The sequence below is a fragment of the Pseudomonas sp. Cab53 genome (genome assembly GCF_018325965.1).
Classification (GTDB): domain Bacteria; phylum Pseudomonadota; class Gammaproteobacteria; order Pseudomonadales; family Pseudomonadaceae; genus Aquipseudomonas; species Aquipseudomonas chlororaphis_E.
On record NZ_AP021902.1, the window covers coordinates 5,976,363 to 5,998,454 of the forward strand.

Genomic DNA, 22,092 nt, shown 5'->3' on the forward strand with positions numbered 1-22,092 from the left:
CGCACGACTACCGCTTCAAGGTACGCAGGCGATAAAGTTCATACAAGTGTTTAATCCAGCACCCGGGCCCACTGCGACGTATCGCCGCCGAGTGGTCGTGCCAGAGCACTCCAGGCAAGGCGCAGCAGCAGATAGGTCATTGCGACGGACACGGCGAGAAAGAACAGCAAGCTCCATTCGGGGATGCTCAGGTCGAACAGCGTCCAGGTGATGTTCGCGCAATCGACCACCCCATCGAGCACCCGGCGCAACGCACACCACCAGGATTGCACCCCGGTCATGGGGGTGACGCAATCAGCCACCGACTGGACCGAACGACTCTGCATCAGGACCTGATGCCAGGCCAGCGTCATCCCCCCGACGCGAACACCCACCCCAACGCCCCATAGACGATGCTGCCCGAACGCCCCGGGCCGTGCACGCAGGCTACGAGGCTGTTCACCAGCAACAACAGCAGGCACACCCGCTGCAAGACACACAGGCTGCACGGCGTCAGGCCGACCGAATATTCCAGGTAACTGGCAATGCCCAGTGCCAGGGCCGCGGCGATGGAAGCCATGAGAAACAAGAAGCGCGAGCAAGCCAAAAACATGGCGGTTCCGTAGCAGAAGAGACAAGTCGTTACGGTAGAGGAAAGCCCTCGGGCCTTTCAAGGCAGGCTCGCGCAGACACTTCACCAGGGATGTAGGGAATTCCCGACAGAGACAAAGGGACTTGTTACAGCTCGCTGTAGGACTTTGCTAAGGGCACTGACAAAAGCCCTTCAAGCGATGGCTGATCATCGCTTGTAACGCAATAAAAGCCGTGGCGAGGGAGCGGCGCCCTCGCCACGATGACTCAGGCCATGCTCACGTCGACAGCACCTGCGCCGACACCGGCAGCGGCGCCGCCAGCAGGCGCTCATCGAGCAAGCCCAGTCCTTCCTGGAACAACTGATTGCTGCGCTCGGCGTCGCCCAACTGCGCCAACAGGCGCGCCAACTCTGCGCAGGCTTCGGGATTGCGCTGGATCCGCAGGCTGCTTTCCAGGTAATCCCGGGCCTTGCCCCACAAGCTGTTCTGCAGGCAGAGACGCCCCAGGGTCAGCAGCAGGCTCGGATCGGCCGGATGGTCCTTGAGCCAGCCTTCGGCCGTTTGCAGTTGCCGGACCGGATCACTGCCGCGGACCAGCCCGTACAAGCGCGCGAGATGGCTGTCGTAGTGGCGCTTGAGCGCGATGCGCAGCGCCTCTTCGGCTTCGATCTGCGCTCCGAGTTGCCGCAACTGCTCGGCATACGCCAGCACCAGCGCCGGCTCCTGGCGCTGGGCGGAGGTCAATTGTTGCCAGGCCCGGTTCAACGATTGCAAGCCGACGCTGCCATCCTCTTCGCGGTGGGCCGCCAGGGTGAGGTTCTCGCCCCACGCCCGACGCTCCAGCTCCGCCAGCTCGGCGGCAGGCAAGACCTTGTCCTTGCGCAGCTCGGGCAGCAGCCGGATCACCGCCGACCAGTCGCCGCGCTGCTGATGCAGCCGTTGCAACTGGCGCAGCACCTGGACGTTATGTGGATGGCGTTCGTGCATGGCTTGCAGCGTCTCCAGCGCCCCCTCGGTGTCGCCCCGGTCGGTCTGCAGCTGCGCGTGAGTCAGGGCAATGGCCAGTTCCGCCTGGGGCTGGCGCTCCAGGGCGCGCTCCAGCAGGCTGTCGCTCTGCTCGTAAAGCCCTTGTTCATTGGCCGCGCGGGCCGCGCCGAGGTAATACAACAGGGGTTGGCGCTCGGCTTCGGCGGCGCGGTGCAAGTGCCGTTGGGCACTGGCCCAGCGACCTTCGGCCAGGTCCAACTGGCCGTGCTCGATCGCCACTTGCACACGTCGGCTGCGGTTGCGGCGCGACCACGGGTTGACCACGCCGCTGGAGGTGGTCACCAGCCCGATCAACGCAACCACCGCGCGCCACAGCAGCCAGAACACCGCCACCAGCGCCAGGGTGACCCACAGGCCGGCTTCGTAACGGAAGTTTTTGTACGCCACCAGTACGTAACCCGAATGCTCCGCGATGGCCACGCCCAGCAAAGCGGCGACGGCGATGACCACGAACACAATCACGTAGAGGCGCTTCATGGCGTGGCCTCCTGGGCGCCCGCCTTGGGCAGCGGCTTGACCGACTCTTCGGCATTGAGGTTGCGCCGCTCAAGATAGGCCTGGACGCTGCTCAGGGTGCCCGTCAGGTCCGGCGTGACCACGGTCACCGGCTGGTTGGTCAGCTCGGCCACGCGTTCGAGCATGATCTTGATCTGGGGGTTGTCCTGGTTGAAGTTGTTTTTCAGCACGTCCCGCGCCTCGGTCAGCGCCTGGGTGTACACCGGCGCCTGCCCATTGAGGGCCGCCCATTGGGCCTGCTCCAGCGCCAGGCTCAAGGCCAGGCGCACTTGCATCAGGCTTTGCCCGGCCAGGAGCGGACGGACGTTCTCATCGGCGTTGAAGTCGATGCGGATGTAACGCGAGATCTGGTCCCACCACTGTGCCCAGCGGCTGGCACCATCACCATCGGCCGTCAGGCCCAGCAGGGACTCGCCGCGATCCTTGTATTCCGGCGCCAGCTCGCTGAGCTGCAGCACCTGGTCTCGCAGGGCGCCCAGTTGCAGGAACAGTCCGGTGCGATCCGGCTGCTCGGTGCTGCGCAACGCGGCCAAGGTCTTGGCCAGTTGTTCGCGGGCGGCGAACGAACCGGGGTCATCCTGTTCGCGCAGGATTTCGTCGGCGCCCTGGACCAGCGCCTGGGCGCTGCTGATGTCCTGCAAGGCGGAAAGACGCAGGCTGGCCAGGCGCAGCAAATGCTCGGCCTCGGCCAGGCGCCAGTCCTTGCGGCTGGCACCGAGCACGGTTTCCAGGCGCTGGCTCAGGTGCTGCTGGTCACCTTGCAGCTGGGCCACCAGGCGACGACGTTCCTCCAGCTCTTCGGCGCCAGGCAACTGGGCCAGGCGCTCGGTCAGGCGCTGCTCATTGAGCTTGAGGGTCTGGGCCTGGTCGTTCAGCGCCTGGACCTGGGCGGACTGTTGCTGGTTGTTGGTTTGCAGGTGACGCACCTGCCACACACCCCAGCCGCCAACCGCTACGCCGGCGGCCCCGAGCAACAAGGCAAAAATAGCCAGCCCGTTGCCGCGACGCGGCGCCACCGGGGCCGGGGTTTCAACCGGCGCGTCGAGCACCGGCTGGTCTTGATCTGCTTTTGGCAAGGCTGTTTCGCTCACGTATCCATCCTTCGCATTAGAAAACGGCACGGAGTGTTCCCGTAACGCCGCCAGCAAAGCCGCGGCGCTAGCGCCACGGCAATCCACAACTGTTCGGGCCCCGGCAGCACGCGCCATCTCGGCAACCCTTGGGCTTGGCACAAACAACGGTAGCCGTGCCAGCGTCGGCCAGGCATCGCCGGCCAACCGCTGCAGATGCTCCAGGCCCTGCCCACTGCTGACCACCAGTGCGTTCAAGCGTTCCGCTTCAACCCGCGCCGACAGCTCACCTTCGGCGTAATGAGGAATGTCGCGTCGGTACAACTCCAGGTAATCGACACTAGCACCTTGCTCGCGCAAACGCTCTGCCAGCAAGCCGCGCCCGCCTTCGCCACGCACGATCAAGACCCGCGGATCGGGCCGGCTGACAGCCTGGCGCAACGCGGGAAGTTCGAGCAAGGCTTCGCTGTCGTCACCGTTGTCGGGATAAAACACCGTGAGGCCGGCGTCGGCGAGAATCTGCCCGGTGGCCGCCCCCACGCTGAACCACGGCTGATCGGGCGGCTCGGGCCAGAGCAGGCGCAGTTGTTCGATGCACAGGCGGGCGGCGGGCTTGCTGACCACGATCACGGCACAGTATTGGTCCAGGGCCTGGAGCATCGCCCGCCCCGCATCCGACAGCGGGATCGGCTCGATCGCCAGCAACGGCAGGCTGCTGCTGAAGATACCGGCATCAGCCAGGACAGCCGCCAAGGCCGACGACTCATCCTGCGGCCGTGTGAGCAGCAGCCGCCACCCCGTCACGCGTGGCCCGCCTCGCCGTAGACCGCCTTGAGAATGTCGGCGGCGCCCTGGCTCAGCAGGTCTTCGGCCACGCGCACGCCCAGCGCCTCGGCATCGCGATGCGGCGCCCGGGCCTCGGCACTGAGCAACCGGCCGCCATTGGGATCGCCCACCAGGCCACGCAACCAGACCTGCTCGCCTTCCAACACGGCGTAACAAGCGATCGGCACCTGGCAACCGCCGTTCAGATGCTTGTTGAGGGCGCGCTCGGCGAATACCCGGGTGGCGGTGTCTTCATGGTGCAACGGCGCCAGCAAGGCATGGATGTCGCTGTCGGCGCTGCGGCACTCGATGCCCACGGCGCCCTGCCCACCTGCTGGCAGGCTGTCGTCGACGCTGATGGCCGAGGTGATACGGTCTTCGAAACCCAGGCGGATCAGGCCGGCGGCGGCGAGGATGATCGCGTCGTACTCGCCGGCGTCGAGCTTGGCCAGACGCGTGTTCACGTTGCCACGCAGGAAACGGATCTGCAGGTCCGGGCGGCGCGTCAGCAATTGTGCCTGGCGACGCAGGCTGGAGGTGCCCACCACACTGCCGGCTGGCAATGCCTCGAGGCTGGCAAACGTGTTGGAAACGAATGCATCGCGCGGGTCTTCCCGCTCGCAGATGCAAAACAGGCCCAGGCCTTCAGGGAAGTCCATGGGCACGTCTTTCATCGAGTGCACGGCGATGTCGGCTTCGTTGTCCAGCAACGCGGTTTCCAGTTCCTTGACGAACAGGCCCTTGCCGCCAATCTTCGACAGGGGGGAGTCGAGCAGCTTGTCGCCGCGACTGACCATGGGCACCAGGGTCACGACCAGCCCGGGATGGGCGGCTTCCAGGCGGGCTTTGACGTATTCGGCCTGCCAGAGGGCCAGGGCGCTTTTACGGGTGGCGATGCGGATCTCGCGAGGGGACATGGATCAATCCGTACTTAAAAGATACGGCAGATAATAACAGTTCAGCCAGAACCGCTTTGATTTGAATCACGACCCCAAGGCCTCCCTGGCCGTCATTGTCCTGGGAAAGGAATGTCTGGAACGCCCCCGCGAACCGGGCTAAAGCTGCTGCATCATCTTGCGCACGCCGGCCACGTGTCGTCGGCTGACGATCAGCGCATCACCGTTGAGGCCTTTGAGGAAAAGCTGGAAATGCCCCAGGGGCGTGCGTTGCAAACGCTCGATCCGCTCGCGGGCCACCAGGGCATTGCGGTGGATACGAACAAAGCGTTCGCCGAACTCGTCCTCAAGGGCCTTGAGTGGCTCGTCCAGCAACACCTCGCCACTCTCGTGGCGCAAGGTCACGTACTTGTGATCGGCAATGAAGTAGACCACCTGGTTCAACGGGATCAACTCAATGCCTTTGCGGGTGCGCGCGCTGATGTGGCTGCGCGGGCCGCTGCCACTTTCCGCTGCCGGGCGGGTCAGCGCCGCCAGTTGCACCCGGTTGGGTCGCTCGGCCTTGCGCAAGGCATCGGGCAAGGCCTCGGACGCCACCGGCTTGACCAGATGGCCGACGGCGCTGGCCTGCAGGACCTCGGGCGGAAAATCGTCCCGGGTGCTGCAGAACACCACCGCAGGCGGCGACTCTCGTTCGCACAACTTCGCCGCGACCTGCAGGCCATCCAGGCCAGGCATGCGAATGTCGAGCAGCACGATATCCGGCTTGTGGCTGTCGATAAGGGCCAATGCCTCTTCGCCATTGGTGGCGCTCGGCTCCAGGACACTGTATCCCTCGAGCTCGCCAACCATTCGGCTCAGGCGCTCGCGGGCCAGTGGTTCGTCATCAACGATCAGGACATTCATATTGCGCTGGATTCCTGCGTGAGTCTCGCACAAGGATAGCGTAGACAGGGGAAGTGACATCCGTCACCGCGATCCACGCTAAGACTCGCCCGAGGGCCAAAAAGTGCCGCGAGGCGGTCGCCTATCTTTACCAGCGCTTGCCTACCGATGCTCGAGGCCTGTTGTCGCACGGCGTCGCCGTAGGGATTGTTCGTTTTCGATTTGACCAATATTGAGCACCCCCTGGTTGATTCGGCCGATTCGCCATGAATGAAAAAAAGCAAACACCTATCGTCCACTGTAGACGGTTGCCACGACGATATTGCTCAATCGGAAAATATCGTTGCGCGCAAAACCGGGTCCGAACGCCCGGCCCACGGGTAAAAAACCTGCCGACCAGTGTCAGCGCCAGCCCTGGCAACCCTGTTATCATCCGCCGCAGCCTTCAACCGCTACTTTTTCCACAGCCGATCACGAGCGAATTCATGAGCACTGACAAGACCAATCAGTCCTGGGGCGGCCGCTTCAGTGAACCCGTCGACGCCTTCGTCGCCCGCTTCACCGCCTCCGTCAACTTCGACCAGCGCCTGTATCGCCACGACATCATGGGCTCGATCGCCCACGCCACCATGCTGGCCAAGGTCGGCGTGCTGACCGATGCCGAGCGCGACAGCATCATCGACGGCCTCAAGACCATCCAGGCTGAAATCGAGGCCGGCCAGTTCGACTGGCGCGTCGACCTCGAAGACGTGCACATGAACATCGAAGCGCGCCTGACCGATCGCATCGGCGTGACCGGCAAGAAGCTGCACACCGGCCGCAGCCGCAACGACCAGGTCGCCACCGACATCCGCCTGTGGCTGCGCGACGAGATCGACCTGATCCTGGCCGAAATCACCCGCCTGCAAAAAGGCTTGCTGGAGCAGGCCGAACGCGAGGCCGAAAGCATCATGCCGGGCTTCACGCACCTGCAGACCGCGCAACCGGTGACCTTCGGGCACCACATGCTGGCCTGGTTCGAAATGCTCAGCCGCGATTACGAACGCCTGGTCGACTGCCGCAAGCGCACCAACCGCATGCCCCTGGGCAGCGCCGCGCTGGCCGGTACCACCTACCCGATCGACCGCGCCTACACGGCCCAACTGCTGGGCTTCGACGCCGTGGGCGGCAACTCGCTGGATAACGTCTCGGACCGCGATTTCGCCATCGAATTCTGCGCCGCCGCGAGCATCGCGATGATGCACCTGTCGCGTTTCTCCGAAGAGCTGGTGCTGTGGACCAGCGCGCAGTTCCAGTTCATCGACCTGCCCGACCGCTTCTGCACCGGCAGCTCGATCATGCCGCAAAAGAAAAACCCCGACGTCCCGGAGCTGGTGCGGGGCAAGAGCGGTCGGGTGTTCGGCGCGCTGATGGGCCTGTTGACCCTGATGAAAGGCCAACCGCTGGCCTACAACAAGGACAACCAGGAAGACAAGGAACCGCTGTTCGACGCCGCCGATACCCTGCGCGACTCGTTGCGGGCCTTCGCCGACATGATCCCGGCCATCAAGCCCAAGCATGCGGTGATGCGCGAAGCGGCCCTGCGTGGTTTCTCCACCGCCACCGACCTGGCCGACTACCTGGTGCGCCGTGGCCTGCCCTTCCGCGACTGCCATGAAATCGTCGGTCACGCCGTCAAGTACGGGGTCGACAGCGGCAAGGACCTGGCGGAGATGAGCCTGGACGAACTGCGCCGCTTCAGCGACCAGATCGAACAGGACGTGTTCGCGGTGCTGACCCTCGAAGGCTCGGTCAATGCCCGGGACCACATCGGCGGCACCGCGCCGGCGCAGGTCAAGGCAGCGGTCGTGCGCGGCCAGGCGTTGCTCGCCAGCCGCTAAAAGGCGAAAAGCTTCGCGAGCAAGCCCGCTCCCACAGTCGATCTCCAGTGAACGCAGGCTCTATGAGCTGATGGAGATCCAATGTGGGAGCGGGCTTGCTCGCGAAGGCATCCGCTCAGACGCTACACATTCACTTCTTGGCGGCGACCTTCGCCAAAAACTCCGGCATCCCCGCGTCCCTGTCCGCGGCGATGCGCTGCACGTGCGGATTTTGCCCCAAGCGCTCCATCAACGCCTGGGCCGCGGGCAGTTCGGCCAGCAGGTCAATATCGAACAACTTTTTGCCCACCTGTAAGGCGGGCGAAACACTGTAGAGAAAATACAGGTCGGCAATGCTCAGGCTGTCGCCCGCGACATAGGGCGAGAATTTGCCGTGCCTGCCCAGCGAAGCGAACCCCAGCAGCAGTTCGGCCTTGGCCTTTTCCTTGACCGCATCGGCCACCGACATGCCGAAGAAGGCCTCGGCATAGCAGGCCCGAGCGGGCAGTTCGATGTACAGCTCGATCTCCCTGCACAGGGCCAGTATCTGGGCGCGCTCGTACGGATCGCTGGGCAGCAGGGCCTTGCCCTGCTGGGTTTGCTCGATGTATTCGAGGATCACGCTGGTTTCGCTGATGAAACCTCGCTCGGTCTTGAGCACCGGCACCTTGCCGCGCGGGCTGATGGCAACCACTTCGGGGGCCTGACTGCCGTAGAACGACACTTCCTGGAAGGGCACGCCCTTCTCCAGCAGTGCCAGCTTGACCATGTTGTAGTAATTGCTGACGCAGAAACCATAAAGCTCGAGCATTACAGATGCCTCCAGGCCGGTGGGGGTTGGCAGCCTAGCGTTATAGACTGCGCGGACGTTTCTCGCCAGGCGCATCACGGCGCTGAATGCAGGTAAACTGGCGACCTTTCTGACAGGAGCCGGCCATGAGCGAGCCAACCGATATCGATAACGACGAAGAAGAATTCGTTGAAAACACGCTGATCCAGGCCATCGAAAACCAGATCGAAAGTGACAATCCGCCTGCGGCCAAAGCCACTTTCAACAAGTTGACCCTGGTCGGTTATGAGCGCGAAGACATCCTCAACCTGATGGCCCATGTGCTGGCAGTGGAGATCGATGCGATCCTGGAAGAAGACCGCCCGTTCGATACCCAATGGTACGAAGCCGCACTGCGCGCCCTGCCTGAGCTGCCGCCGGAAAAGAACTGAACGACAGGTGCAGATGCTCCTGTGGCGAGGGGATTTAGCCTGACAGAACACTGGCCCCCCTCCCCAAAACAAAAAAAGCATGACCCTGGCACTGGACAGCTCGGCCGAGTGCGCTCACCTTAGTGACGCTGTCGACCCAATTCCTAGAAAGTCTGGAGTCCTTATGTCGCTTACCCCTGAGTTGGTTGCCGAACTGGAAATCCTTGCACTCTTCAACCTGGACAGTTCCCAGGAAGGCCTGAAAATTCATCAGACCGCTGCCCCCAAGGCCATTGCCGCCGCCCAACGCCTGTATGAAAAAGAACTGATCACCCAACCCGACGGTGGTTACCTGACCAGCCTGGGTCGGGACGCCGCGCAGAATGTCCAAACCGTCCTGACGATTCTCAGCGTCCAAGAAGCCGCCTGATTCGCCCCTGTCGCCCACGGAAATCTGCCTGGCCGGATTTCCGCAGGCGCAGGCGTCTTGCGTGAAAAATCTGACATCCCAATCGACTTTCAGCTTAAGAATTCCCGAGCCCGGACGCTAAACTGCCATCACCCCCTGATTTCCCACGTTCGACGCCGCGAGCCGGTTTGAGCCGACATGACCCGCAACCATGAAATACGCCCTGATCTGGACGAGGGAATCGACCGCAAGGTCCTGAGCCAGTTGCGCGCACGTTTTCTCAAGCTCAACAGCGTCCGGATGGAGCGCGCCCTGGAAGGCCTGTCCCCGCGCCAGCAAGGCGTGCTGACGCTGTTGCCACTGTTCTTCCACGTCAACCATCCGCTGCTGCCTGGCTACGTCTCCGGCAGCACGCCCGCGGGGCTGTCGAATTACGAACCCGATGCCAACGTGCTCGCAGAGGCCCAGCGCCTGACCCGTTCGTTTTCCTACAAGCCGCGCCACGGCAGCAATCCGCCGCGACCGATCCATGGATTGTTCCTGATGGGCAGCCTGGGCACCCTGGCCCAGGCCGACCAGAGCGACATGGACGTGTGGGTCTGCCACGGCCCGGACTTGAGCGACGACGAACTGGCCGAGCTGCGCAAGAAATGCCAGTTGCTGGAAGCCTGGGCCGCGACCCAGGGCGCCGAGGCGCACTTTTTCCTGATCGACCCGGTGCGCTTCGTGCGCGGCGAGCGCGACAACCAGCTCAGCTCCGACGACTGCGGCACGACCCAGCATTACCTGCTGCTGGACGAGTTCTACCGCACCGCGATCTGGCTGGCCGGGCGCACGCCCATCTGGTGGCTGGTGCCGGTCTACGAGGAAGACAACTATGAGCAATACACCCATACGTTGCTTTCCAAGCGTTTCATTCGCGCCGACGAGACCCTGGACTTGGGCCATATGGCCTACATCCCACCGGGAGAGTTCATCGGGGCCGGGCTCTGGCAGTTGTTCAAGGGCATCGAATCACCCTACAAGTCTGTGCTCAAGCTGCTGCTGACCGAGGTGTACGCCAGCGAACACCCGGATGTGCGCTGCCTGAGCCTGCGCTTCAAGCAGGCGGTGTTTGCCAATCGCCTGGACCTGGAAGAGCTGGACCCCTACATGGTGGTCTACCGCCGCCTCGAGGAATACCTCAATGCCCGTGGCGAACCCGAACGCCTGGAGCTGATCCGCCGGGCGTTGTACCTGAAGGTCAATCGCAAACTCACCGGCCAGGTACGCAGCGGCGGCTGGCAACGGGTGCTGCTCGAGCGCCTGGCTCGGGAATGGGGCTGGGACCAGCGGCAACTGGCGCTGCTGGACAGCCGCAGCCAATGGAAAGTGCGCCAGGTCAGCCATGAGCGGCGGGCCCTGGTCAACGAGCTGACCCACAGCTACCGCTTCCTGTCCCAGTTCGCCCGCACCGAAAAGACCGTCAGCCTGATCAACAAGCGCGATCTCAATGTCCTTGGACGACGGCTGTACGCGGCGTTCGAGCGCAAGGCCGACAAGGTCGAGTTCATCAACCCCGGCATCGCCCCGGACCTGGCCGAAGACACCCTGACGCTGATCCAGTCGCCGAACAAGAAAGAGCCTGGGCAAAACCAGTGGGGCTTGTACAACGGCAGCCTCAACGCCCTGGAGTGGGAGAACTTCGCGCCGATCAAGCGCAGCCGCGAGCTGCTGGAGCTGTTGACCTGGTGCCATCGCAACGGCGTGATCGACAGCAGCACGCGCCTGGCCTTGCACCCAGGCAGCAGCGACCTGAGCGAGTTCGAGCTGTTCAACTTGCTGGGCAGCCTGCAACAGTCCATCGCCCTGCCTCTGGCCACGGTCGACGAAGAGCGACTGCTGCGCGCCAGCGTACCCAGCGAAGTGCTGATCCTGGTAAACGTCGGCGTCGATCCGCTCAAGCACCACCGCGACCTGAATATCCTGATGACCACCGAGCGCACCGACTCCCTGAGTTACGCCGGGGTCCGGGAAAACCTGGTGCTGACCCTCGACCAGGTCACGCTCAACAGCTGGAACGAAGTGCTGGTCAACCGTTTCGACGGCGAGCATGCGTTGCTCGATTGCTTGCGCGACTACCTCAACGACCTGCCCGCCACGCAAAACCAGCCGCGCTTGCAGGTGCGCTGCTTCTGCCACAACCGTGCCCAGTTCATTGCCCGCCGGGTCGAAGAGGTCTTCGAAACCGCGCAGACCCTGCTGCTGAGCCGGCTCAACTACCGCTACCTGCTTCAGGTCCAGCAGCACTATCACGTGCTGGAATTGCTGCCCGGCCAGGTCAATCACGTGGCGCTGGGCAGCCAGTCGGCGCTGATGGATTACCTGGGCGAGGAACTGAGCGCCTACAGTCCGCTGCACCTGGACTCGATGGCCCTGGAAGACCACGACCTGGCGCTGGTCCTGCCCATGGGGCAGCCCGAGTGCATCCAGGTGTTCTACCGGGTCAACGACGACGATGCCGATCTGTACGTGCTCGATGAGCTCAATGCCCTGTGGCAGCAACGCTTGCCGTATCACGATGAGCACAGCCTGCTGGTGCCTTTGCAGCGCTTCCTGCAATCGGTGCTGTACCGCCGCGACGCGCTGCTACCGATCGAGGCCGCCCAACCGCTGCCCCTGGAAACCCTGTACTACCAGCTCCTGCCGTCAGGCCCAGGCCGGGCGCGGCGGATCGAATCGCGGCAAGCGCCGCAGACACCGCAGAACAAACCGTTCTATGACGTGCAGGCAATCATCGGCAAGGCGACCCACGGGCAGGTGCACGTGACGCTGTATTGCGACCAGCAGGAATTTTCCGAATTGGAGCATGGCGACCAGCTGTTTCGCGTGGTCGCCCGGGAGATCGTCGAGCAGCGCCGCGAGGCCCAGCGCTATCGCTGCTACATCACCGACCTGGACCTCTCGGGGCTGGTGGGTGACGGCGCCTGTTCAAGCAATCTGTACCTGCGCTACAAGGCCGACCTCGAACGCGCGCTGAACGAGGCGCTGGCCCTGGTCTGAGGGCTCGCCTCAGAGGTGGAAGTCACCGCCGGCCTCGGGCTGGTATTCGACGTCCAGCAAGGTCAACTTCAGTGTCTTGCCACCCGGCGCCGGCCAGTCGATGTGCTGGCCGACCTTCAGGCCCAGCAAGGCGCTGCCCACGGGCGCCAGGATCGAGATCTTGCCTTCGTCGGCATTGGCGTCCTGTGGGTAGACCAGCGTCAGGTGATAGTCCTTGCCACTGCTCTCTTCACGGCAGTGCACCCGCGAATTCATGGTCACGACATCGGCCGGCACTTCATCGTGGCCCACCAGGGCCTCGGCGCGATCCAGTTCGGTCTGCAACGCGATGACGCCGGGCAAGGTGTCATCAAGGCTGTCGATCAGGCGCTCCAGACGCTGTACGTCCAGGCGGGTAAGGGTGATGGCAGGTGCGGTCATGATTCAGGCAGACTCCTTTCTTCTGCACGAAAAAAGCAAAACCCCGCCACAAGAAGACGGGGTTTTCACGGGCCTCGATGAGTTGAGGCGTTGCCGGACACTACCACAGCTCAATAAATAAACAACCCACAGGCGGCTGCACTGTTTGCGTCAGAAGTAAACTATTGTGGCGAGGGGATTTATCCCCGTTGGGCTGCGAAGCAGCCCCAAAGTGCTCTATCTGGCACACCGAGGCGTCAGGTTTCAGGGCTGCTTCGCACCCCAGCGGGGATAAATCCCCTCGCCACAAATGATTACACTTGGGATTTGCGTCTGGCCGCCTCGGCACAGATCACCCGCCGGCGCGCGTCGTCGGCCGAGCGCCATTCACGGATATCCTCCACATGGCGGAAACAGCCGAGACAGACTTTCTGCTCGTCCAGCTTGCACACGCTGGTGCACGGCGATGGCACGGCAGGGCTGACGTTGCTGTAGAGCGGCTTGGGCGGGCGCGCCGCAGCGGTCTGGCTCACGCTGTCAGAGGCCTTCGAAATCGAGCTTCACCCCAGCCTGCGCCTCGACAATGCGTTCGAGCATCTCACCCAGCTGCTCCTCGCTCTTGTCGCACATCCAGCGCTCGCTTTCCTCGTCGTAGTCGAAGTGGAAGCCGCCGGACACCGCCGCCAGCCACAACTGGCGCAACGGCTCCTGGCGACTGAAGATCAACTGGCTGCCGTTCTCGAACTTCACGGTGAGCACACCGGCGGAGCTTTCCAGGTCGATGTCCAACTCGCTGTCGTCGAACACATCTTCCAGCGTTTGCTGGGTCGCATCGACCAGATCGTGGAAACGGGCTTCAGTCAAACTCATTGCGGCAACCTCGAAAATGTCAGCTCATGCTCAAGCGCCGCAAGATACGGGCGCTGCCTGATGATTGCAAAGGATAACCCATCGACGACCCCCAGCGCCGCCGGACGGGCGCCCCGTTGCATAGGCAAGGCGCCGGGTGGCCGGTATACTCCGGCGCAATTAACGCATTTTCAAGGATTTCGCCATGAAGCGCCTGATCTCTTCCCTTGCTGCGCTCGTCGCGGTTGCCTGCCTTGTAACAGCTTGTGGTCAAAAAGGTCCGCTGTACCTGCCTGACGAGAGCAAGTCCCCTGAAGAGCAGGCCAAGTCGTCGCAGTCCAAGTCCCACGCGCACGACACCCACACCACCACTTACTAAGGGAACGCCATGGACGTTTTTAACTACCGTGGCGGGGAGCTGTTCGCGGAAGGGGTTGCCCTGTCCGCGATCGCCGAGCGCTTTGGCACGCCGACCTACGTTTATTCCCGCGCCCATATCGAAGCCCAGTACCTGGCCTTCGCCGATGCCCTCGCTGGCATGCCGCACCTGGTCTGTTTCGCCGTCAAGGCCAACTCGAACCTGGGCGTGCTCAACGTCCTGGCGCGCCTGGGCGCCGGCTTCGACATCGTTTCCGGTGGCGAACTCGAACGCGTGCTGGCCGCGGGCGGCAGCGCCGACAAGATCGTATTTTCCGGCGTCGGCAAGACCCGTGAAGACATGCGCCGCGCCTTGGAAGTGGGCGTGCACTGCTTCAACATCGAGTCCACCGACGAGCTGGAGCGCCTGCAAATCGTCGCCGCCGAGCTGGGCGTGCGCGCGCCGATCTCCCTGCGCGTGAACCCGGACGTCGACGCCGGCACCCACCCGTACATTTCTACCGGTCTCAAGGAAAACAAGTTCGGCATCGCCATTGCCGACGCCGAAGACGTCTACGTGCGCGCTGCCCAACTGCCGAACCTGGAAGTGCTGGGCGTCGATTGCCACATCGGCTCGCAGCTGACCACCCTGGAACCCTTCATCGATGCCCTCGACCGCCTGCTGGCGCTGGTCGACCGCCTCGGCGACTGCGGCATCTACCTGCGTCACATCGACCTCGGTGGCGGTGTCGGCGTGCGCTATCGCGACGAACAACCGCCGCAGGTGGCCGAGTACATCAAGACCGTGCGTGAACGACTCGAAGGGCGTGACCTGGCGCTGATGTTCGAGCCAGGCCGCTACATCGTCGCCAACGCCGGCGTGCTGCTGACCGAGGTCGAATACCTCAAGCACACCGAGCACAAGGATTTCGCCATCGTCGACGCGGCCATGAACGACCTGATCCGTCCGGCGCTGTACCAGGCCTGGATGGACGTGACCGCCGTGCGCCCGCGCGATGGCGCGACCCGCAACTACGATATCGTCGGGCCGATCTGCGAGACCGGTGATTTCCTGGCCAAGGGTCGGGAACTGGCGCTGGAAGAAGGCGACCTGCTGGCCGTGCATTCGGCCGGTGCCTACGGTTTTGTCATGAGCTCCAACTACAACACCCGCGGCCGCTGCGCCGAGGTGCTGGTGGACGGTGACCAGGCTTTCGAAGTGCGTCGCCGCGAGACGGTAGCCGAGTTGTTTGCCGGCGAAAGCCTGCTGCCGGAGTAAAACCATGCTGCTGCGTTTTACCAAGATGCACGGCCTGGGCAATGACTTCATGGTCCTCGACCTGGTCAGCCAGCACGCGCACATTCTGCCCAAGCACGCCAAGCTCTGGGGTGACCGGCACACCGGCATCGGCTTCGACCAGTTGCTGATCGTCGAGGCGCCGAACAACCCGGACGTGGACTTCCGCTATCGGATCTTCAACGCCGACGGTTCGGAAGTGGAGCAATGCGGCAATGGCGCGCGCTGCTTCGCCCGCTTCGTGCTGGACAAGCGCCTGACCGCCAAGCGACAGATCCGCGTCGAGACCAAGAGCGGCATCATCGAGCTGGATGTGCGCAACGACGGCCAGATCAGCGTCAACATGGGCGCCCCGCGCCTGGTGCCGGCGGACATTCCGTTCAAGGCACCCGCCCAGGCGCTGAGTTACCAGGTCGATGTCGAAGGCACCCCGGTGGAACTGGCCGCGGTGTCCATGGGCAACCCCCATGCCGTGTTGCGCGTGAGCGATATCAACAGCGCGCCGGCGCATGAGCTGGGACCGAAAATCGAACACCACCCACGCTTTCCAGCACGGGTGAACGTCGGTTTCCTGCAAGTCATCGACCGTCACCGCGCGCAGTTGCGCGTGTGGGAGCGCGGCGTCGGGGAAACCCAGGCTTGCGGCACCGGAGCCTGTGCGGCCGCAGTTGCGGCGATCAGCCAGGGGTGGATGGATTCGCCTTTGCTGATCGACCTGCCTGGCGGGCGCCTGTCCATCGAATGGGCAGGCCCTGGCCAACCGGTGATCATGACCGGCCCGGCAGTGCGCGTATACGAAGGACAAGTTCGTCTTTGAGTGAGCCAACCCCATGACCGACAAGCCACAGGTTCCAGCGACGCCGCCCGACGACACTCCGAGCCCGCTTCCAGAAGCCGCGGCCGTGGCCGCCTACCTGGAGGCCCACCCGGACTTCTTCGTCGGGCACGAAGAATTGCTGGCAACGATGCGCATCCCTCACCGGCGCGGCGACACCGTGTCGCTGGTGGAGCACCAGATGAAGATCCTGCGTGAGCGCAACATTGAAATGCGCCACCGCCTGTCCCACCTGATGGACGTGGCACGGGACAACGACCGGCTCTTCGACAAGACCCGTCGGCTGATCCTGGCGCTGATGGACGCCAGCACCCTCGAAGACCTGGTCATGAGCGTCGAAGACAGCCTGCGCCAGGATTTCCAGGTGCCCTTCGTCAGCCTGATCCTGTTCGGCGACAACGCCATGCCGGTGGGCCGCTGGGTGACCCACGCCGAAGCGCAGACCGCCATTGGCGGCCTGCTCACGGAGAACAAGAGCGTCAGTGGCAGCCTGCGCGAACATGAACTGGACTTCCTGTTCGGCGAAGAACAACGCAAACAGATCGGCTCCACCGCCGTCGTCGCCATCGCCCACCAGGGCGTGCACGGCGTGCTGGCCATCGCCAGCCGTGACCCGCAGCACTACAAGAGCTCGGTGGGCACGCTGTTTCTGAGCTACATCGCCGAAGTCACCGGCCGCGTGCTGCCTCGGGTCGCCGGTTCGCTGCGCTCGGTACGCTGACCATGGAACGGCAACTGGACGCCTACTGCGAACACCTGCGCAGTGAGCGCCAGGTGTCGCCCCACACGCTGGCAGCCTATCGCCGCGACCTGGAAAAAGTGCTGGGCTGGTGCCAGAAGCAGAACATCGGCAGCTGGTCGGCGCTGGACATCCAACGCCTGCGCAGCCTGGTCGCTCGCCTGCATCAACAGGGGCAATCGTCCCGCAGCCTGGCGCGCCTGCTCTCGGCGGTGCGTGGCCTGTACCAGTACCTCAACCGCGAAGGCCTGTGCGATCACGACCCGGCCACCGGTCTGGCGCCGCCCAAGGGCGAACGCCGACTGCCCAAGACCCTCGACACCGACCGCACCCTGCAATTGCTCGAAGGCGCCGTCGAGGATGACTTCCTGGCGCGGCGGGACCAGGCGATTCTCGAGCTGTTCTATTCTTCCGGCCTCCGGCTCTCGGAGCTGACCGGGCTGAACCTGGACCAACTGGACCTCGCCGACGGCATGGTCCAGGTGCTCGGCAAAGGCAGCAAGACCCGCCTGCTGCCCATCGGCCGCAAGGCCCGCGAGGCGCTGGAACAATGGCTGGCGCTTCGCGCGCTGGCCAATCCCGCCGACGATGCGGTCTTCATCAGCCAGCAGGGGCGGCGCCTCGGCCCGAGGGCGATTCAGCTACGGGTCAAGGCCGCCGGCGAGCGCGAACTGGGCCAGAACCTGCATCCGCACATGCTTCGGCATTCCTTTGCCAGCCATCTGCTGGAGTCCTCCCAGGACTTGCGCGCCGTCCAGGAACTGCTCGGCCACTCGGACATCAAGACCACACAGATCTATACCCACCTGGACTTCCAGCACCTGGCGACGGTCTATGACAGTGCCCACCCCAGGGCCAAACGCATCAAGGGCGACGAATCATGACCATCAAGCTCATCACTTTCGACTTGGACGACACCCTGTGGGACACCGCCCCGGTGATCGCCAGCGCCGAGGCCGTCCTGCGCCAATGGCTGACCGACAACGCACCGAACCTGGGCGGCTTGCCAGTGGAGCATCTGTTCTCGATTCGCGAGCAGGTGTTGCGCGAAGAACCCGGCCTGAAGCATCGCATCAGTGCGTTGCGCCGGCGCGTGCTGTTCCGTGCGTTGCAGGAAGCCGGCTATGACCAGTGGCAAGCGTCGGAGCTGGCGGACCAGGGGTTCGAGGCGTTCCTGCATGCCCGCCATCAGTTGGAGATCTTTCCCGAGGTACAGCCCACCCTGGAAATCCTCGCCAATCAGTTCAGCCTGGGCGTGGTCACCAACGGCAACGCCGACGTGCGCCGCCTGGGGCTGGCCGATTATTTCAAGTTTGCCTTGTGCGCCGAGGACATCGGCATCGCCAAACCCGACGCCCAACTGTTCCACGAAGCCCTGCAACGCGGCGGTGCCACGCCCCAGACCGCCGTGCACATCGGTGACCACCCCGGCGACGACATCGCCGGTGCCCAGCAAGCCGGCCTGCGGGCGGTTTGGTTCAACCCGACGGGCAAGGCCTGGGATGCCGAACATGCGCCAGATGCGGAGATTCGCAGCCTGACCGAACTGCCGAGGTTACTGGCCGGGTGGCATAGCCAACCCTGAACCCTGCCTCACAGCCGCCAAACCCTCTGTGGGAGCGGCTGTGTCCCGCAGCTCCCCGCCTGGCAAAGAAATCTGTGGGAGCGAGCTTGCTCGCGATGACGGCGGCACGTCCAACATCAATCCCAACAGACCCATCGCTATCGCGAGCAAGCTCGCTCCCACAGGGACTGCGTCTGGCCGGGAATAGAATCGCACCCATGAAAAAGCCCGCAGCGACGGCGGGCTTTTTCAGCAAGCAAGAAGCAGAACTCAAATAGGGCGGCTGCCGTATTTGTTGTCGGGTTTCTTGGGCGGGTCGGCGACCACGTTGGCTTCCACTTCCTGCACCTTTCCACCCCGGGCCAGGAATTCTTCCATGGCCTTGGCGAGTGCGTCACGCTCCTTGTTCTTGGCCTCTACGCTCGGCAACTCGTCGACCGACACCGCTGCCTTGGCCTTGCCTTTGGCGGTGGGAGCCGGGACATCGGCACCATCGTCATCGGCAACGTCTTCAGCTGCCGCCTCCAGGCCTTCTTCGGTCTCGTCTTCGTCGCCTACTTCGAGGTCGTCGTTTTCCAGATCATCGTCGCTCATGTTCTACCTCATGACTTGCGAAAAGCAGATTAGTTATAGCCCAGCTTCGCCATCTGTTCGAAGGCTGCCAGAAAAAATTCAACATCCGCCGTCAACCAGCGGTCATGCCCCTTCACCGTATAGCGTGGCGAGGACTTTACGAGCACCGCCATGATCACGGTGCTCGCCCAGATAAACACCTTGCCAGGTCCCCAACGCCAGCCGTCCAGCCGTCACCGGCAGGGTCAGCTGACAACCGAGCACGCTCGCCTTGAAGTGCGCCGGGAGGTCGTCCAGGCCTTCGTCGTTGTGCTCGTAATCGGCGGTTCCTTGTGGGATCAGCCGATTGAAAAATCGTTCGAAGTCTCGACGTACCGCCGGATCGGCGTTCTCGTTGATCGTCAACGAAGCCGAGGTGTGCTGCAGCCACAGATGCAACAGACCGACACGGCACGCCCGGAGTTCAGGCAGGCCGGCGAGCAACTCGTCCGTCACCAGATGAAAGCCCCGGGGCCGTGCCCGCAGGGTAATCAGCGTCTGTTGCCACATACACTTCTCCGCACGCTCGGCGCGCATTCTAGCGCGCTCTGAAAAAAAACAAAGGGCCTAATATTCTTGCCTCCATGTAAGCCTTTGGCGGCAGAAAAGCCCATGTCGCCTATACAACAAAAGGCGTCGGAAAAACCGGCCTGCCTTATGGGCAGTGACAAATTCCAGGCAAAAAAATGCCCGGCGAACCGGGCAATTTTTAACGCGTGCACTTACAGGTTGTAGCCACGCTCGTTGTGTTGCGCCAGGTCCAGGCCCACCGCCTCTTCTTCCTCGGAGACACGCAGACCCATGACAGCGTCCAGCACCTTTAGGATGATGAAAGTGACGATCGCGGTGTAGATCACCGTGAAGCCCACGCCTTTGGCTTGAATCCATACTTGTGCGGCGATGTCGGTCACGGTGCCGAAGCCACCCAGGGCCGGGGCCGCGAACACGCCGGTGAGGATCGCGCCGAGGATACCGCCGATGCCGTGCACGCCGAAGGCGTCCAGGGAGTCGTCGTAGCCAAGCTTGCGCTTGAGGGTGGTGGCGCAGAAGAAGCACACCACGCCCGCCGCCAGGCCGATGACCAGGGCGCCCATCGGGCCCACGGTGCCGGCCGCCGGCGTGATGGCCACCAGGCCCGCGACCACGCCCGAGGCGATGCCCAGCGCGCTTGGCTTGCCGTGGGTGATCCACTCGGCAAACATCCAGCCCAGTGCTGCCGCAGCGGTGGCGATCTGAGTCACCAGCATCGCCATGCCGGCGGTGCCATTGGCGGCGACGGCGGAACCGGCGTTAAAGCCGAACCAACCGACCCACAGCATGGCCGCGCCCATCAGGGTGTAGCCCAGGTTATGCGGTGCCATCGGCGTGGTCGGGAAGCCCTTGCGCTTGCCCAGTACCAGGCACGCCACCAGGCCCGCGATACCGGCGTTGATGTGCACCACGGTGCCGCCGGCGAAGTCCAGCACGCCCCAGTCCCACAACAGGCCGCCGTTACCGGACCAGACCATGTGCGCGATCGGCGCGTAGACCAGGGTGAACCAGATGCCCATGAAGACCAGCATGGCGGAGAACTTCATGCGCTCGGCAAAGGCACCGACGATCAGGGCCGGGGTGATGATGGCGAACGTCATCTGGAAGGTGATGAACACCGCTTCCGGGAACAGCGCCGTTGGACCGGTGATGCTCGCCGGGGTCACGCCCGCCAGGAACGCCTTGCCCAGGCCGCCGATGAAGGAATTGAAATTGACGACGCCCTGCTCCATGCCGGTGGTGTCGAACGCGATGCTGTAGCCATAGATGACCCACAACACACTGATCAGACCGGTAATGGCAAAGCACTGCATCATCACGGAAAGAAGGTTTTTCGACCGGACCATGCCGCCATAGAACAGCGCCAGGCCGGGAATGGTCATGAACAGAACAAGAATGGTGGCCGTCAGCATCCAGGCGGTGTCGCCGGAGTTGAGGACGGGGGCTGCCGCTTCTTCCGCCATGGCCAGGCCAGGCATTACGAAGGACAACAGGGCTCCTAGCCCTGCGAATTTACGCAGAGTCATATTGTTTTCTCCTGGGGCGTTGGGTTTGGCGGCTTAGATGGCGTCGGTATCGGTTTCGCCGGTACGGATGCGAATAGCCTGTTCCAGATTGACCACGAAGATCTTTCCGTCACCGATCTTGCCGGTGTTGGCGGCCTTGGTGATCGCTTCGATCACACGGTCCAGATCCTTGTCGTCAATGGCGACATCGATCTTCACCTTGGGCAGGAAATCGACCACGTATTCCGCGCCGCGATACAGCTCGGTGTGACCTTTCTGCCGCCCGAAGCCTTTGACCTCAGTAACGGTAATGCCCTGCACGCCGATCTCGGACAACGACTCGCGCACGTCGTCCAACTTGAACGGCTTGATGATGGCAGTGACTAGCTTCATGAAACTCTCTCCCGAATTGGTGGACTTGCCCCAGGAAAACAAACCCGACTCAAGTCTAAGCGCAGTGCCTGGCTTTGTAACGCGTCGTCGGCCCAAGTTGCCCGACAGGTGCCAGCTAACCGATCCTGGCGAAGCTCCCCGCTTCGCCTGCTGCACTGCATTCGTCACAGCGACTGCATCAGTGCATGGGTCATCAGCCTCTAAGCAGAAACCTTGCCATCTGTGCCCAAACCCTCTGTTTTCAATCCCTTACCCCACACCTGTACCTGCATCACGTGATGAACCGCGGCGATACGCACAACAACAGTGCGAAGACGCCCGCCCGCGTGCGCGAAAAGCGTGCATCCCCGCCTGCGGGAATTGACTATAGACACTGCGTGGTACACTGCCCGCCATCGTTTTCAGGACACTTGCCATGCTTGCGCCAAAAGACCTCCTCGACGCCCTGAGCGGCCATGCCGCCCGCCTCATGAGCGGTGACACGCCGTTGCCCAAGAGCGAAATCGAAAGCCAGCTCAAGGCCTTGCTGCAAAGCGGGTTCAGCAAGCTGGACCTGGTGAGCCGGGAGGAATTCGACAGTCAGATGGTGGTGCTGGCCCGCACCCGGGCGCGCCTGGAAAGCCTGGAGGCGAAGGTCGCGGAGCTGGAAGCGCGACTGACGCCGACCGCGGAGTAAACCGCCCGGAGCCA

At 63.3% G+C, this 22,092-nt stretch carries 25 protein-coding genes and 2 pseudogenes; 11 read left to right on the forward strand and 16 right to left on the reverse strand.

Annotated features, from left to right (window positions below):
- Positions 1-50 precede the first annotated feature (50 nt).
- The 8 genes and pseudogenes from KI241_RS26405 to KI241_RS27935 form a co-directional block, all read right to left on the reverse strand.
- The gene (locus tag KI241_RS26405) at positions 51-461 is read right to left on the reverse strand and encodes a disulfide bond formation protein B (RefSeq protein ID WP_244868247.1); all 411 of its coding nucleotides are present in this window, start codon (positions 459-461) and stop codon (positions 51-53) included.
- Complete coding sequence (locus KI241_RS27920) at positions 350-592, reverse strand: disulfide bond formation protein B (RefSeq protein WP_244868248.1); 243 nt, start codon at positions 590-592, stop codon at positions 350-352. The genes KI241_RS26405 and KI241_RS27920 overlap by 112 nt, the downstream gene beginning before the upstream one ends.
- Positions 593-848: 256 nt before the next feature.
- Positions 849-2,096, reverse strand: a complete 1,248-nt coding sequence (locus tag KI241_RS26410) for a heme biosynthesis protein HemY (RefSeq protein WP_047735790.1) — start codon at positions 2,094-2,096, stop codon at positions 849-851.
- Positions 2,093-3,226, reverse strand: coding sequence for a uroporphyrinogen-III C-methyltransferase (locus KI241_RS27925; protein WP_047739431.1), 1,134 nt, complete (start codon positions 3,224-3,226; stop codon positions 2,093-2,095). Before KI241_RS27925 ends, KI241_RS26410 begins: the two co-directional genes overlap by 4 nt.
- Before the next feature lie 36 nt (positions 3,227-3,262).
- A pseudogene (locus KI241_RS27930) lies at positions 3,263-4,009 on the reverse strand (uroporphyrinogen-III synthase); the annotation flags it as partial.
- Positions 4,006-4,947, reverse strand: a complete 942-nt coding sequence (hemC, locus tag KI241_RS26420; RefSeq protein WP_047735789.1) for a hydroxymethylbilane synthase — start codon at positions 4,945-4,947, stop codon at positions 4,006-4,008. The pseudogene KI241_RS27930 and the gene hemC, both read right to left, overlap by 4 nt.
- Before the next feature lie 138 nt (positions 4,948-5,085).
- The gene (locus tag KI241_RS26425) at positions 5,086-5,832 is read right to left on the reverse strand and encodes a LytTR family DNA-binding domain-containing protein (RefSeq protein WP_042730384.1); all 747 of its coding nucleotides are present in this window, start codon (positions 5,830-5,832) and stop codon (positions 5,086-5,088) included.
- Positions 5,829-6,023 (reverse strand): annotated as a pseudogene (locus tag KI241_RS27935) (sensor histidine kinase); the annotation flags it as partial. The pseudogene KI241_RS27935 and the gene KI241_RS26425, both read right to left, overlap by 4 nt.
- Before the next feature lie 273 nt (positions 6,024-6,296).
- On the opposite strand from KI241_RS27935, the gene argH reads away from it, so the two are divergent.
- A complete protein-coding gene (argH, locus tag KI241_RS26430; protein WP_042730385.1) occupies positions 6,297-7,691 on the forward strand; it encodes an argininosuccinate lyase in 1,395 nt (464 codons plus the stop codon).
- 130 nt (positions 7,692-7,821) lie between these two features.
- On the opposite strand, the gene KI241_RS26435 is transcribed toward argH, so the two are convergent.
- On the reverse strand, positions 7,822-8,481 hold the full coding sequence (locus tag KI241_RS26435; protein ID WP_042730386.1) for a glutathione S-transferase: 660 nt from the start codon (positions 8,479-8,481) through the stop codon (positions 7,822-7,824).
- 125 nt (positions 8,482-8,606) lie between these two features.
- On the opposite strand from KI241_RS26435, the gene KI241_RS26440 reads away from it, so the two are divergent.
- The 3 genes from KI241_RS26440 (at position 8,607) to KI241_RS26450 (ending at position 12,321) form a co-directional block, all read left to right on the forward strand.
- The gene (locus KI241_RS26440; protein WP_042730387.1) at positions 8,607-8,891 is read left to right on the forward strand and encodes a hypothetical protein; all 285 of its coding nucleotides are present in this window, start codon (positions 8,607-8,609) and stop codon (positions 8,889-8,891) included.
- A gap of 163 nt (positions 8,892-9,054) precedes the next feature.
- A complete protein-coding gene (locus KI241_RS26445) occupies positions 9,055-9,300 on the forward strand; it encodes a TIGR02647 family protein (RefSeq protein WP_041022651.1) in 246 nt (81 codons plus the stop codon).
- A 177-nt stretch (positions 9,301-9,477) separates the two neighbouring features.
- On the forward strand, positions 9,478-12,321 hold the full coding sequence (locus tag KI241_RS26450; RefSeq protein WP_212803142.1) for a class I adenylate cyclase: 2,844 nt from the start codon (positions 9,478-9,480) through the stop codon (positions 12,319-12,321).
- A gap of 9 nt (positions 12,322-12,330) precedes the next feature.
- Here the strand turns inward: KI241_RS26450 and rnk are convergent, their stop codons facing one another.
- From rnk to cyaY, 3 genes are all read right to left on the reverse strand, one after another.
- Positions 12,331-12,741, reverse strand: a complete 411-nt coding sequence (rnk, locus tag KI241_RS26455) for a nucleoside diphosphate kinase regulator (RefSeq protein WP_047735787.1) — start codon at positions 12,739-12,741, stop codon at positions 12,331-12,333.
- Positions 12,742-13,034: 293 nt separating this feature from the next.
- Positions 13,035-13,253 carry a DUF1289 domain-containing protein gene (locus KI241_RS26460; RefSeq protein WP_042731449.1) on the reverse strand — a complete coding sequence of 73 codons (219 nt, stop codon included), beginning with the start codon at positions 13,251-13,253 and terminating at the stop codon, positions 13,035-13,037.
- A gap of 4 nt (positions 13,254-13,257) precedes the next feature.
- On the reverse strand, positions 13,258-13,590 hold the full coding sequence (gene cyaY / locus KI241_RS26465; protein ID WP_042731448.1) for an iron donor protein CyaY: 333 nt from the start codon (positions 13,588-13,590) through the stop codon (positions 13,258-13,260).
- A 184-nt stretch (positions 13,591-13,774) separates the two neighbouring features.
- On the opposite strand from cyaY, the gene KI241_RS26470 reads away from it, so the two are divergent.
- From KI241_RS26470 to KI241_RS26495, 6 genes are read left to right on the forward strand one after another with little or no spacing between them, the layout of a single operon-like run.
- Positions 13,775-13,948, forward strand: a complete 174-nt coding sequence (locus tag KI241_RS26470; protein ID WP_042731447.1) for a lipoprotein — start codon at positions 13,775-13,777, stop codon at positions 13,946-13,948.
- A gap of 9 nt (positions 13,949-13,957) precedes the next feature.
- The gene (gene lysA / locus KI241_RS26475; RefSeq protein WP_042731446.1) at positions 13,958-15,205 is read left to right on the forward strand and encodes a diaminopimelate decarboxylase; all 1,248 of its coding nucleotides are present in this window, start codon (positions 13,958-13,960) and stop codon (positions 15,203-15,205) included.
- Positions 15,206-15,209: 4 nt separating this feature from the next.
- Positions 15,210-16,040: a diaminopimelate epimerase gene (gene dapF, locus KI241_RS26480; RefSeq protein ID WP_212803143.1), complete on the forward strand. Its 831-nt coding sequence runs from the start codon at positions 15,210-15,212 to the stop codon at positions 16,038-16,040.
- A 13-nt stretch (positions 16,041-16,053) separates the two neighbouring features.
- Entirely contained in the window at positions 16,054-16,779 is a 726-nt protein-coding gene (locus tag KI241_RS26485) for a DUF484 family protein (RefSeq protein WP_042731444.1), read from the forward strand.
- Between the two features lie 2 nt (positions 16,780-16,781).
- Positions 16,782-17,681 carry a tyrosine recombinase XerC gene (xerC, locus tag KI241_RS26490; protein ID WP_047735786.1) on the forward strand — a complete coding sequence of 300 codons (900 nt, stop codon included), beginning with the start codon at positions 16,782-16,784 and terminating at the stop codon, positions 17,679-17,681.
- A complete protein-coding gene (locus KI241_RS26495) occupies positions 17,678-18,382 on the forward strand; it encodes an HAD-IA family hydrolase (protein ID WP_123579223.1) in 705 nt (234 codons plus the stop codon). Before xerC ends, KI241_RS26495 begins: the two co-directional genes overlap by 4 nt.
- 249 nt (positions 18,383-18,631) lie before the next feature.
- On the opposite strand, the gene sutA is transcribed toward KI241_RS26495, so the two are convergent.
- The 4 genes from sutA to glnK all read right to left on the reverse strand — a co-directional run bounded on the left by sutA (position 18,632) and on the right by glnK (position 21,402).
- Positions 18,632-18,955, reverse strand: a complete 324-nt coding sequence (gene sutA / locus KI241_RS26500; protein ID WP_014340827.1) for a transcriptional regulator SutA — start codon at positions 18,953-18,955, stop codon at positions 18,632-18,634.
- Between the two features lie 102 nt (positions 18,956-19,057).
- Positions 19,058-19,483, reverse strand: a complete 426-nt coding sequence (locus KI241_RS26505; protein ID WP_042731441.1) for a secondary thiamine-phosphate synthase enzyme YjbQ — start codon at positions 19,481-19,483, stop codon at positions 19,058-19,060.
- A gap of 212 nt (positions 19,484-19,695) precedes the next feature.
- The gene (locus KI241_RS26510; RefSeq protein WP_212803144.1) at positions 19,696-21,030 is read right to left on the reverse strand and encodes an ammonium transporter; all 1,335 of its coding nucleotides are present in this window, start codon (positions 21,028-21,030) and stop codon (positions 19,696-19,698) included.
- Positions 21,031-21,063: 33 nt separating this feature from the next.
- Positions 21,064-21,402 (reverse strand): P-II family nitrogen regulator, encoded by a 339-nt coding sequence (gene glnK / locus KI241_RS26515; RefSeq protein ID WP_002555808.1) that lies wholly within the window; start codon positions 21,400-21,402, stop codon positions 21,064-21,066.
- Between the two features lie 415 nt (positions 21,403-21,817).
- On the opposite strand from glnK, the gene KI241_RS26520 reads away from it, so the two are divergent.
- The gene (locus KI241_RS26520) at positions 21,818-22,078 is read left to right on the forward strand and encodes an accessory factor UbiK family protein (protein WP_212803145.1); all 261 of its coding nucleotides are present in this window, start codon (positions 21,818-21,820) and stop codon (positions 22,076-22,078) included.
- Positions 22,079-22,092 lie beyond the last annotated feature (14 nt).

Excerpts from the sequence above, each read along its gene's own strand:
- KI241_RS26425 (WP_042730384.1), bottom strand. The coding sequence starts at position 5,832 with ATGAATGTCCTGATCGTTGATGACGAACCACTGGCCCGCGAGCGCCTG.
- lysA (WP_042731446.1), top strand. The coding sequence starts at position 13,958 with ATGGACGTTTTTAACTACCGTGGCGGGGAGCTGTTCGCGGAAGGGGTT.
- KI241_RS26445 (WP_041022651.1), top strand. The coding sequence starts at position 9,055 with ATGTCGCTTACCCCTGAGTTGGTTGCCGAACTGGAAATCCTTGCACTC.
- KI241_RS26485 (WP_042731444.1), top strand. The coding sequence starts at position 16,054 with ATGACCGACAAGCCACAGGTTCCAGCGACGCCGCCCGACGACACTCCG.
- KI241_RS26505 (WP_042731441.1), bottom strand. The coding sequence starts at position 19,483 with ATGTGGCAACAGACGCTGATTACCCTGCGGGCACGGCCCCGGGGCTTT.
- argH (WP_042730385.1), top strand. The coding sequence starts at position 6,297 with ATGAGCACTGACAAGACCAATCAGTCCTGGGGCGGCCGCTTCAGTGAA.
- KI241_RS26495 (WP_123579223.1), top strand. The coding sequence starts at position 17,678 with ATGACCATCAAGCTCATCACTTTCGACTTGGACGACACCCTGTGGGAC.
- KI241_RS27920 (WP_244868248.1), bottom strand. The coding sequence starts at position 592 with ATGTTTTTGGCTTGCTCGCGCTTCTTGTTTCTCATGGCTTCCATCGCC.
- KI241_RS26410 (WP_047735790.1), bottom strand. The coding sequence starts at position 2,096 with ATGAAGCGCCTCTACGTGATTGTGTTCGTGGTCATCGCCGTCGCCGCT.
- KI241_RS26470 (WP_042731447.1), top strand. The coding sequence starts at position 13,775 with ATGAAGCGCCTGATCTCTTCCCTTGCTGCGCTCGTCGCGGTTGCCTGC.
- KI241_RS26450 (WP_212803142.1), top strand. The coding sequence starts at position 9,478 with ATGACCCGCAACCATGAAATACGCCCTGATCTGGACGAGGGAATCGAC.
- rnk (WP_047735787.1), bottom strand. The coding sequence starts at position 12,741 with ATGACCGCACCTGCCATCACCCTTACCCGCCTGGACGTACAGCGTCTG.
- KI241_RS26520 (WP_212803145.1), top strand. The coding sequence starts at position 21,818 with ATGCTTGCGCCAAAAGACCTCCTCGACGCCCTGAGCGGCCATGCCGCC.
- KI241_RS26435 (WP_042730386.1), bottom strand. The coding sequence starts at position 8,481 with ATGCTCGAGCTTTATGGTTTCTGCGTCAGCAATTACTACAACATGGTC.
- KI241_RS26510 (WP_212803144.1), bottom strand. The coding sequence starts at position 21,030 with ATGACTCTGCGTAAATTCGCAGGGCTAGGAGCCCTGTTGTCCTTCGTA.
- glnK (WP_002555808.1), bottom strand. The coding sequence starts at position 21,402 with ATGAAGCTAGTCACTGCCATCATCAAGCCGTTCAAGTTGGACGACGTG.
- xerC (WP_047735786.1), top strand. The coding sequence starts at position 16,782 with ATGGAACGGCAACTGGACGCCTACTGCGAACACCTGCGCAGTGAGCGC.
- sutA (WP_014340827.1), bottom strand. The coding sequence starts at position 18,955 with ATGAGCGACGATGATCTGGAAAACGACGACCTCGAAGTAGGCGACGAA.
- cyaY (WP_042731448.1), bottom strand. The coding sequence starts at position 13,590 with ATGAGTTTGACTGAAGCCCGTTTCCACGATCTGGTCGATGCGACCCAG.
- KI241_RS26440 (WP_042730387.1), top strand. The coding sequence starts at position 8,607 with ATGAGCGAGCCAACCGATATCGATAACGACGAAGAAGAATTCGTTGAA.
- hemC (WP_047735789.1), bottom strand. The coding sequence starts at position 4,947 with ATGTCCCCTCGCGAGATCCGCATCGCCACCCGTAAAAGCGCCCTGGCC.
- dapF (WP_212803143.1), top strand. The coding sequence starts at position 15,210 with ATGCTGCTGCGTTTTACCAAGATGCACGGCCTGGGCAATGACTTCATG.